9 protein-coding genes, 6 tRNA genes and 1 rRNA gene are annotated in these 10807 nt (G+C 34.0%); 4 read left to right on the forward strand and 12 right to left on the reverse strand.

Annotated elements, in window-relative coordinates; all coding sequences use genetic code 11:
• Positions 1-64: 64 nt before the first annotated feature.
• From ER639_RS10580 to ER639_RS10590, 3 genes are read left to right on the forward strand one after another with little or no spacing between them, the layout of a single operon-like run.
• Positions 65-2065 (forward strand): BglG family transcription antiterminator, encoded by a 2001-nt coding sequence (locus ER639_RS10580; RefSeq protein WP_129065762.1) that lies wholly within the window; start codon positions 65-67, stop codon positions 2063-2065.
• Positions 2066-2077: 12 nt separating this feature from the next.
• The gene (locus tag ER639_RS10585) at positions 2078-2512 is read left to right on the forward strand and encodes a PTS mannitol transporter subunit IIA (RefSeq protein WP_129065763.1); all 435 of its coding nucleotides are present in this window, start codon (positions 2078-2080) and stop codon (positions 2510-2512) included.
• A complete protein-coding gene (locus ER639_RS10590; protein WP_129065764.1) occupies positions 2512-3630 on the forward strand; it encodes a mannitol-1-phosphate 5-dehydrogenase in 1119 nt (372 codons plus the stop codon). Before ER639_RS10585 ends, ER639_RS10590 begins: the two co-directional genes overlap by 1 nt.
• Before the next feature lie 155 nt (positions 3631-3785).
• Here ER639_RS10590 and glmM read toward each other — a convergent pair whose 3' ends face one another.
• Genes glmM through ER639_RS10610 form a run of 4 tightly spaced genes read right to left on the reverse strand, consistent with a single transcriptional unit; the run spans position 3786 to position 8202 of the window.
• The gene (gene glmM / locus ER639_RS10595) at positions 3786-5132 is read right to left on the reverse strand and encodes a phosphoglucosamine mutase (protein WP_129065765.1); all 1347 of its coding nucleotides are present in this window, start codon (positions 5130-5132) and stop codon (positions 3786-3788) included.
• Between the two features lie 29 nt (positions 5133-5161).
• Positions 5162-6094: a CdaR family protein gene (locus tag ER639_RS10600; protein ID WP_129065766.1), complete on the reverse strand. Its 933-nt coding sequence runs from the start codon at positions 6092-6094 to the stop codon at positions 5162-5164.
• The gene (gene cdaA / locus ER639_RS10605) at positions 6081-6902 is read right to left on the reverse strand and encodes a diadenylate cyclase CdaA (RefSeq protein ID WP_129065767.1); all 822 of its coding nucleotides are present in this window, start codon (positions 6900-6902) and stop codon (positions 6081-6083) included. Before cdaA ends, ER639_RS10600 begins: the two co-directional genes overlap by 14 nt.
• 31 nt (positions 6903-6933) lie before the next feature.
• Positions 6934-8202, reverse strand: coding sequence for a helix-turn-helix domain-containing protein (locus ER639_RS10610; RefSeq protein WP_164993430.1), 1269 nt, complete (start codon positions 8200-8202; stop codon positions 6934-6936).
• Between the two features lie 221 nt (positions 8203-8423).
• On the opposite strand from ER639_RS10610, the gene ER639_RS10615 reads away from it, so the two are divergent.
• Positions 8424-8936 (forward strand): ArsR/SmtB family transcription factor, encoded by a 513-nt coding sequence (locus ER639_RS10615; RefSeq protein ID WP_129065769.1) that lies wholly within the window; start codon positions 8424-8426, stop codon positions 8934-8936.
• A 104-nt stretch (positions 8937-9040) separates the two neighbouring features.
• Here ER639_RS10615 and rocF read toward each other — a convergent pair whose 3' ends face one another.
• The 8 genes from rocF to rrf all read right to left on the reverse strand — a co-directional run bounded on the left by rocF (position 9041) and on the right by rrf (position 10798).
• Positions 9041-9946: an arginase gene (gene rocF, locus ER639_RS10620; protein WP_129065770.1), complete on the reverse strand. Its 906-nt coding sequence runs from the start codon at positions 9944-9946 to the stop codon at positions 9041-9043.
• Positions 9947-10168: 222 nt separating this feature from the next.
• Positions 10169-10241: transfer RNA gene (locus ER639_RS10625), tRNA-Lys, on the reverse strand.
• A gap of 5 nt (positions 10242-10246) precedes the next feature.
• Positions 10247-10321: transfer RNA gene (locus tag ER639_RS10630), tRNA-Gln, on the reverse strand.
• A 5-nt stretch (positions 10322-10326) separates the two neighbouring features.
• A tRNA-Tyr gene (locus ER639_RS10635) sits at positions 10327-10410 on the reverse strand.
• A 29-nt stretch (positions 10411-10439) separates the two neighbouring features.
• Positions 10440-10515: transfer RNA gene (locus ER639_RS10640), tRNA-Val, on the reverse strand.
• Positions 10516-10518: 3 nt separating this feature from the next.
• Positions 10519-10593, reverse strand: a tRNA-Glu gene (locus tag ER639_RS10645).
• Positions 10594-10596: 3 nt separating this feature from the next.
• Positions 10597-10671, reverse strand: a tRNA-Asn gene (locus tag ER639_RS10650).
• A gap of 12 nt (positions 10672-10683) precedes the next feature.
• Positions 10684-10798: ribosomal RNA gene (gene rrf / locus ER639_RS10655) — 5S ribosomal RNA — on the reverse strand.
• Positions 10799-10807 lie beyond the last annotated feature (9 nt).

The following is a 10807-nucleotide window of genomic DNA, read 5'->3' on the forward strand; positions in this document are numbered from 1 at the left end:
ATTATTAAATTAAAATATGTAGTAACCAATTGAATAAATTACTTTTAAAAGGAGTGTGGATTTTATGCAAATGAGTCATCGTGAGAAGAATATCATTGAGAGTTTGCTAAAGAATCCACACTCTTTTTTAACGATTCATCACATCGCTCAAAATTTAGGGGTTTCAAGTCGTACAATCCATCGTGAGTTGGTGTATGTTGAAGAAACGTTAGCACGTTTTAACTTACAATTGGAGCGCATGACGAATAAAGGTTTACGTATCACAGGGGATGAGGCGGATTTCGAATTATTAATCGATACTTTAGCAAGTGAAAAGACCATCGATTTATCGGTTGATGAACGTAAAGTAATCATTCTCTACACACTAATAAAAGCAAAAGATCCTGTTAAACTTTACAGCCTTGCAAATGAGGTTGGTATTTCAATTAATAAATTGAATAAGGAAATCGGTCTTTTAGAAGCAGATTTAAATAACTACAAACTGTCTCTATTAAAAAAACGTGGTGAAGGTTTAATTCTAGTCGGTGAAGAAGTGAATCGCAGGCAATGTCTTGCAGATATCATGTTAGAGAAATTAAATTCTACTTCTGTTTATTCTGTGATTGAAGATCATTTTGTTTATCAAACATTAAATGATGAGAAATTATTAGATATTGATATGCATCAAATCTTTAATATTGAGCGCTTGTTAATGGATGCTTTAATTGAGCTACCATATGTGCTCACTGAAACGGCTTATTTAACTTTAACCATTCATATCGTACTTGCGATTGAACGTATTAAATCACATGAGAAAGTATCGATTGAACAAAATTTAATTGATACTTTAATTCCGACAAAAGAATTTGACGTGAGTTGTAATTTAGCAAAGCGTATTGAAGAAGTCTATCATATCACAATCGACTTAGAGGAAAAGATTTTTATTACAATGCATCTTCGTGGTGCGAAACGTAAACATTCAGAGTCTAAAGATATGGATTTAAGTTTAAAGACACATGAGTTGATTCGTGCTGTTGAAACCTACTCAAATCTTAAATTTAATGCTTCTCAAGCCCTTTATGAAGGCGTACTGCTCCATTTAGGTCCAGCATTAAATCGCTTAGAAGGCGGCTTAGAAACATTCAATCCTCTAACAGAAATGATTAAAACGGACTATGCTTTAATATTTAATGCAGTGGCTTTGAGTTTAGAGGAAGTTTTCCCTGAGTATCAATTCCCTGAAGGTGAAATAGCTTTTGTCGCACTTCACTTTGGTGGGTCTTACAGAGAAAATACGAAACTCAATGTACTGGTTGTATGTACTAGTGGCATTGGTACAAGTCGTATTCTTTCACACAAGATTGAAGAGCGATTCAGTAATGTCGAAGTAGTTAAAGAAGCTTCAGTGAGTGAATTGAAGTCACTAGATTTAAATGCATATGATCATATTATTTCAACCGTTAGCTTAGACATTGAACATACGCATACCGTTGTAAATCCACTGTTACCAGAACGTGATCAAACAGTACTCGCACAAGTCTTTCACGCACAACCTAAAAAAGTGAACAAATCTGAAGTGATTGATACAAATCAATATGACGATTTGATGGCTTACACCATTGAAGGGCATCAATTGATACAAAGCGTATACATAGAAACAATGGATGATGATGACTATACATCATTTATTGAGAAACACTTAACAAAATTAAAAGCGATTGATAACAAAAAAGCGTTTGTGGATACTTTGACTGCACGTGAACAAGTTCAAGGATTCTTAATTACAAATACTGAAATTGCGATTCCTCACCTTGTGACAGATTATATCCATCAACCAGTTATCATTTTGGTGACGTGCAACCATCATGTTAAACTAAAAGCAATGGATCAAACATATGGCAAAGCGAAATACCTTGCTTTTATGTTTTTACCAGAACATACACAAATACGCTCATTAATGAGTGAACTCAGTGTATTACTAATGGAACACATTGATGAACCTGAATTAATATTTAGCGATTCAGCGTTCGTAACAAATCATTTGAAACAATCTTTACTTAAATACATTAAAAATCAATTAAATTAATGGAGTGATATTATGTCAAACTTAATACCAACAGAAAATATTTTAATCAATCAAACAATCGCATCTAAAGAAGCGGCTATTGAAGTAGCAGGTAAAAAATTAGTTGAAATCGGTGCAGTGACAACAGATTATATCCAAGCAATGAAAGAACGTGAAAGCATCGTTTCTACATACATGGGTAACTTCTTAGCAATCCCACACGGTACAGATGAAGCAAAAGCAGCTGTATTAAAATCTGGTATCACATTAATTCAAGCACCAGAAGGCATAGACTGGGATGGCAACATCGTTAAAGTCGTTGTAGGTATTGCTGGTAAAGACGGAGAACACTTAGATTTATTAAGCCAAATCGCAATCGTATTCTCTGATGAAGAAAATGTTGAACGCGTGATTAATGCAGGTTCTGCAGAAGAAATTAATGCAATCTTCAGTGAGGTGGAATTATAATGAAAGCTGTACATTTTGGTGCTGGAAATATTGGTCGTGGATTTATTGGAAAAGTATTATTTGATAACAACTACGAAGTAACCTTTGCAGATGTAAATGCTGAAATTATTGATTTATTAAACAAAGACAAAAAATACGACGTAATTATTGCTGAAGAAGCTAAAGAACGTCAAACTGTTAGTGGTGTAAGTGGTATTAACTCTATTACAGACGCTGAAGGATTAAAAAAAGCGATTTTAGAAGCGGATTTAATCACTTGTGCTGTTGGGGTATCCATTTTACCAATCATCGCAAAAAGCTTTGCAAGCACATTATTAGAGCGTAATCCCAAACAACCATTAAACATCGTTGCATGTGAGAATGCAATTATGGCTACAGATACTTTAAAGAAAGCTGTATTAGAAATTGCACCAGGTGTTGCTGAAATGGAGAATATCCACTTCCCTAACTCAGCCGTTGACCGCATCGTACCAATTCAAAAACAAGAAAACCCATTAGACGTAATGGTAGAACCTTTCTTTGAATGGGTTATCGAAAGTGATGCTTGGATTGGTGAACAATTAACAGGCGTTAAATACGTTAAAGACTTACATCCATTCATTGAACGTAAATTAATGACAGTAAATACAGGACATGCATTTATCGCATATTACGGTACATTTAAAGGGTACAAAACAGTAGACGAAGCAATGCAAGACCAAGACGTTGTGACAGCAGTACGCGATACATTAGCTGAAACAAGCGAATATTTAGTAACTGCATATAATGACTTCACACGTGAAGAACAAGCAGCTTATGTTGATAAAATCATCGGCCGCTTCGAAAATCCATACCTGTCAGATGCGTTGAACCGTGTAGGCCGTTCACCATTACGTAAGATTTCACCAGAAGATCGAATCATTAAACCATTACGTTACTTATTTGAAAAAGGTTTAAAACATGACAGCTTAGTGCATATGGCAGCTTACTTATTAAAATACAGTGATGCTACAGATGCAGAAGCCGTTGAAAAAGATGAATACATCAAAGCAAACGGTGTAGAAGGATTCTTAAAACAATACGCTAAAATCGATGATGCTTTAATTAAAGAAATCGTAGACGTATATAACGGATTATAATCATAAAGCCCTCAATATGAGGGCTTTTTTTACAGGATTTTTTGCTTGTTTTCATGCCCCAGTGGCTAGTATTTAACCAATACTAGCCACTCGACACAAACAAACCTCACCACAAAAAAAAGATGAGACTCAAAGTCTCATCCTATAATTAAAAATTATAATCCCATATGCTCACGTACAACATCAGCAATACTGTTTACGAATCTTTCTGCATCTTCGTCAGTCTTTGCTTCTACCATTACACGAACTAATGGTTCTGTTCCTGAAGGACGTACTAATACACGGCCTTCTCCATTCATTTCTTGTTCTACTTGTTTAATACTTTCAGCAACATGTTCGTTTGTTTCAACTGCATGTTTATCTGAAACGCGAATGTTTACTAATCGTTGTGGGTATTTCACCATACGTCCAGCTAATTCACTTAATGTTTTCCCTGATTGTTTAATGATACTTGCTAAATGAACACCTGTTAATAAACCATCACCAGTTGTGTTATAGTCCATCATTACAATATGTCCTGATTGTTCTCCACCTAAATTGTATGATCCACGACGCATTTCTTCTACTACGTAACGGTCACCAACTTTAGTTTTGTCACTTTTAATATCATATTGTTCTAGTGCTTTATAGAATCCTAAGTTACTCATTACTGTTGAAACAACCATATCATCTTTTAATTCGCCACGGCGTTTCATGCTTTCAGCTAAGATGAACATGATTTGGTCACCATCAACGATTTGTCCTTTTTCATCTACTGCGATTAATCGGTCACCATCGCCATCGAATGCTAAACCGAAATCACTACCAGATTCAACAACTAATTCTGCTAATTTTTCTGGATGTGTTGATCCTACACCATCGTTAATATTGTTTCCATCTGGATTACATCCAACAGTCACTGTATCCGCTTCTAAATCACCAAATAAGTAAGGTGCTAATGAGTATGTTGAACCGTGTGCACCGTCTAATGCGATTTTCATACCTTCTAAGTCGCCTTCGATTGTTGATTTTAAGTAACTTAAATACTTTTGTCCACCTTCGAAATAATCAGAAGTATGTCCTAAATCTACACCTACTGGGCGAGGTAATGTATCTTCTTCAGCATCTAATAATTTCTCAATTTCAGCTTCTTGGCTATCACTTAATTTGAAACCATCTGATCCAAAGAATTTAATCCCATTGTCTTGAACCGGGTTATGACTTGCTGAAATCATAACACCTGCTTGTGCTTTTAACTCACGTGTTAAATAAGCAACACCTGGTGTTGAAATGACACCTAATCGCATTACTTCTGCACCTGTAGATAATAAACCTGCAACAAGTGCTGATTCTAACATAATACCTGAAACACGTGTATCACGACCAACAACTACAGTTGGTTTGTCATGACCGTTATGTGCTAATACATAACCACCAAATCTTCCTAACTTAAATGCTAATTCAGGTGTTAATTCACTATTAGCGACACCACGTACACCATCTGTTCCAAAATATTTTCCCATTATAAATACTCCTTTTAAGTCCAAATTTATTAATTTTTTGATACATTGACTTTAATTTTTACTTTTTTAGGTTTTGAGCTTGTTACATTTTTCGGTAATGGTATTTCTTCTTCTAAAGTTGTATCTTTTGTAATCTTTGATAAATCTACAGAAACGCTAATGCTACCAATACCATCTAATGTTGAACGATTACCAAATAACTCTACTTCATCATCAGACAGTTCAATGCTATCTAATTTGATATCATCCGGTAGCTTTCCTGTTTCTTTCGCTTTTATTTTAACATTTTTGCTGATTGCTTTCACTTTGATGTTCACTTTTACTTTTGCTGGTTGTACTGTAACATCTAATTTATTTAAATTTGCATCAAATATACCAACTTCTGCTTCTTCGGTTGTATTTTCTGAAATTTTTTCAGTGTTGGCTAATGTTGCTTTAACATAAGCAATTTTCTTGATTTCTTCTTCACCACCGATAATGGTTACTTGTGATGGATCAACTTCTTCACCAATTAATTCATAACCTGTTGCAATGCGTGATGGTGAAATTTCAGCTTGTACTTGATATGTTGACTTAGTCATTTCAGATAAAGTCACATTTGCAAACTTAGGCATTACTTCGTATTTCAACTTATCAGACATTCCTGAAACGATAAATTTCTTTTTGTGTGAACCAATATCATCTTTCGTCATATTAAGTAATACTTTAAAGTCCATCATGCTTTCTGTCTTCTTCACAATAGATTGTGGTCCTGAAATACGAATATTGACTGTTTTTGGTGCACCACTTAAATATAAATTCTTTGTATCATAAATGGCATCAACTGGTACATCTTCTAATACCGTTTGTGAATTGGTACTCAGTTGATTGTCTGAGAATTTAAATACATCATTTACTGTAAAGAAAAGAAATAGTGCAAGCACTAATGCAATAAACCTTAAACCCCATTTACTCTCTAGCATTAGTCGACTCCCCTTTCTTCACAGCCTCGGTATTAAACCAATGTTCAGTTAATAAAGCTTCAAAGACTTCAATAGAAACATCCTTACGCAGTCCACCATTATATGTTACAGATATCGCACCTGTTTCTTCAGATACAACAATTGTAAATGCATCCGATACTTCAGAAATACCAACTGCCGCTCTATGTCTTGTACCTAAACTCTTTTGGATTTTAGCACTATCCGATAAAGGTAAGTAACTTGCCGCAGTTGCGATTTTATCACCTTGTATAATCATCGCACCATCATGTAAAGGTGTGTTCGGTATAAAGATATTGATTAATAATTCCGAAGAAATATCGGCGTGAATTGGAATACCTGTTTCAATGTAATCTTGAAGTCCTGTTTCCTTTTCAAATACAATTAATGCACCGATTCGTCGCTTTGCCATATATTGAACAGATTTAACCATTGCTTCTGTTAATTTCGCTTTATCTAATTTACTATTTGAATTGCCACGTTTAAATAGACTTCCTCTACCTAATTGTTCGAGCGCCCTTCTTAACTCTGGTTGAAAGATAACGATAATTGCTAGGAAACCCCATTCTAAAACGATTTGAAAGATTCTTGAAGTCGTTGTTAACCCTAAAAAATCACTAACTGTTTTACCAATCAGAATAAAGAAGATACCTTTTAATAATTGAATGGCTTTCGTACCTTTAATTGCATTAATCAAAAGATAGATGACATACCAAACAATTAACAAATCCAATATGCTTGTGATGATTTTAAGCATACTGACATTTTCAAACAGATGCGTTAATTGCATTGTATCTCCTCCAAAAAGTATTATTTAATTATTATATCACTTCTGATGTAAATGCTTTAATCTTAACGATTGATTTTTCATAAAATTCAAATGCTTTTTCATATTCACCAAGTTCTTGATAAACTTTGGCGATTTTTGGATAAATCATCGCATGATAATAATTTGGTTCTCTACCTTCTACCGCAATTAAAAACTGTTCAATCGCCCTTTCTTTTTCATTTTTATTGTAATAAATATCGCCTAATATTTCATTTGAATAGCCTGTTTCATCATCTTTAGCATATTTATCAATCACGTGAAGTGCTTCTTCATAATAACCCATATCATTACAAGCTTTTGCATAATGCATGTAAATATAAAATTTGTAAGGATGGACATAATCATCTTCAGCCAACATTTCTATACATTTTAAATAAAGTTGATACGCTTCTTTATATTTACCTTGCTCACTGTATAACATACCTAAATTATTAATGTAGGCAATATGTTCAAATTTTGTATAATAAATCGATGCAATTTTTATCGCATTTTTATAATGATTTTCTGCTTTTTCATACATTTTTAAAGACAAATATGCCTTTGATAATGTCACTTCAAGTTCTAATGCACGGTGATGAGATTGTAATTTTTTATTTAATTCTAAAGCTTCATGACAAAAATGAACTGTAACATGATTTTCTCCGATTTTACGATACATTTCAGCTATTGTCCAAAGAATATTAATTTTAACTAAAGAAACTATATTTTCATATATAGTAATATGTAACGCTTTTGATAAAATATCAATACCCTCTACTTTTTCACCTTTATCAAAAGTTATTTGCCCTAATAAAGTTAAACATTTCAAGTAAACATTCACATTACGTGCATTTTTTACAAGTTCGATAGCCATATGTAAATATTCACAAGTTTTTTCATCATCATTTTTAAAGTGAGCATAACTTGCATAAACCCAATAAATTATTCCTCTTTCATATTCATTTATTTTTTCGTTTAATTCATATTCTTTCTCAATAAAATCTTCAAGTTTATCAAAGTTTGATAAGTTAACTTGCCCTTCAGCCCATTTAATTTCTTTTTTCAATTCAAGTAAACTCACATTATTATCTTTCGTTTCACGTGTAAAATCTTCTAACGTACAATTTAAACGTTCACTCAATTTTTTTAGTACGTTTGTTGATGGATGGACACTGTTTTTCTCAATTAAACTTAAATATGTTCTAGAAATAATACCTTCTGCCAGTTCATGTTGTGTTAAATTTGCTTGGTTACGCAGTTCTTTTATTCTCTCACCTAACATATGACGACCTCCTGTAAAAGCCCTTTTCATTTATGATACTTATATCATTATATAACAAAATACTACAAAAACTAAATGTTAAATTTTTCTTGTAATAATAATGAAAGATATTATGTATAAAATTAATTTTTTGTAAAAAAAACTATACAATTGTGTAATTCTTTGACACTTTCTTAAACTTTATACATAATTAACTTATCATATAATAAGGAGAATTCGTTATGCTAGACCTATATGTCATTAATAATTTGGCACAACTTAAATGTGTAAGTGATCCATTTCGCATTCGATTATTAGAATTATTATCTGAAACTGAACAAACTGGACAACAACTTGCTGATACGTTAGGCATACCACGTGCAAAGGTACATTACCATTTACGTGAATTAGAAAAACATGGCTTAATTGTTATGGTTAGAACTGAACAAAAACACAGCATCGTCCAAAAATACTATGAACCCGTTGCAAGCCAATTGATGATTAACCCTGAACTTATTCAATTCAGTCCAATCAACAAGAAACTTGCAGTGCAGCATAAAATTACAATCAGTGCTGAAGCATATGCGGATTTCAAAAAAGAAATCAAAAAACTTTCAAAAAAAGCACATGATAAATCTGGAAAAGAAAATGTAACCATTCAAGTCATCCATATGACCGAAGATACACCTAAACTTAATATTGATAAACAATTAAATACGAAGTCTCAAGACAATGCAGTAACTGCCGATAAATAAACAAAAAGACCAAACACTAAAGTGATTGGTCTTTTACTGTATACATGAACATAAACATGAATACAAACATGTATACAAACATAAACAAATATTCATCTATATATCTATAATAATTTCTCACCAAAGAATGAGCCTAATAAACCAACAGCTTGTTCAGCTGTTTTATTGTAAATATCAATTAATGGGTTTACTTCTACCAATTCCATAGAAGTAATCTTTTCACTGTCATGTAACAATTCCATAGCCAAATGGCTTTCTCTATATGTGATACCACCTGGTACTGTTGTTCCTGTTCCTGGTGTTTCTACTGGATCAAGTGCATCTACATCTAATGATAAATGAATACCATCACAGTGATCTAAATAAGCTAATGTTTCTTCAATAACTGTTTTCATACCAAGCATATCAATTTCAGCCATTGTATAACATTTAATACCTACTTCTTTAATATACGCTTTTTCACCTTCATCTAAATCACGCATACCAATTAAAACAATATTTTCTACTTTAACTTTGTTTTTATAGCCACCGATATTTACTAAGTCAGGATGTCCATCACCAATTAATGCACGTAATGGCATACCATGAATATTTCCTGATGGAGATGAATCAGCAATATTTAAATCGCCGTGTGCATCATACCAAATCACACCTAAATCATTATAATGTTTGCTAACACCACTAATTGTTCCCATAGCAATAGAATGGTCGCCACCAATGACTAAAGGATATTTACCACTAGCAATTGTTTCATCAACTGATACACATAAGTCCTCACAGAATTGTTTTACTTCTTCTAAATTGCGTAAACCGCCATCTTGTTCACTTTTATACTTTTTCATATTTAATTTTGGTGCTTCGATATTACCTTTATCAATAACCTCTAGCCCAATCGCCTCAATACGCTCTACCAATCCAGCATAACGCATAGCGTCTGGACCTAAATTAACACCTAATTTACGTTGACCAAATGCACTAGGTGCACCAATAATTTCGATTTGCTTTGACATCTTACATTCCCCTTTAATATAAAATGATATGATTATCTGAATATTCAAATACTCTTAGTTTCATTTTATATCACATGTAAGCGTTTTATCAATACTTTTATGCATAAATGCATAAAATGGATATTTATGTATTTGGATGTATTGCTATTCATTATAAGGAAAGAAAAAAGAAAAAAGAAAAAGAGAAAAACAAAAAAAGCATCCATAATGGATGCTTAATGATGAGCCATAGAGGATTCGAACCTCTGACCCTTTGATTAAAAGTCAAATGCTCTACCAACTGAGCTAATGGCTCTAAAATGGCTGGGCTAGCTGGATTCGAACCAACGAGTGACGGAGTCAAAGTCCGTTGCCTTACCGCTTGGCTATAGCCCAATAGATGGTGGAGGGGGGCAGATTCGAACTGCCGAACCCGAAGGAGCGGATTTACAGTCCGCCGCGTTTAGCCACTTCGCTACCCCTCCGATATATAATTAAATTGTTAACATAAAAATGGTGGAGAATGACGGGATCGAACCGCCGACCCTCTGCTTGTAAGGCAGATGCTCTCCCAGCTGAGCTAATTCTCCAAATGGTGACCCCTACGGGATTCGAACCCGTGTTACCGCCGTGAAAGGGCGGTGTCTTAACCGCTTGACCAAGGGGCCTAATGGCTCCACAGGTAGGACTCGAACCTACGACCGATCGGTTAACAGCCGATAGCTCTACCACTGAGCTACTGTGGATAAATAAAAATTGCCCGGCAACGTCCTACTCTCACGGGCCGTAAGACCAACTACCATCGGCGCTAAAGAGCTTAACTTCTGTGTTCGGTATGGGAACAGGTGTGACCTCTTTGCCATCGTCACCAGACAAATGAAA

Source organism: Macrococcus sp. DPC7161 (assembly GCF_004117835.1).
Taxonomy (GTDB): Bacteria; Bacillota; Bacilli; order Staphylococcales; family Staphylococcaceae; genus SDSC01.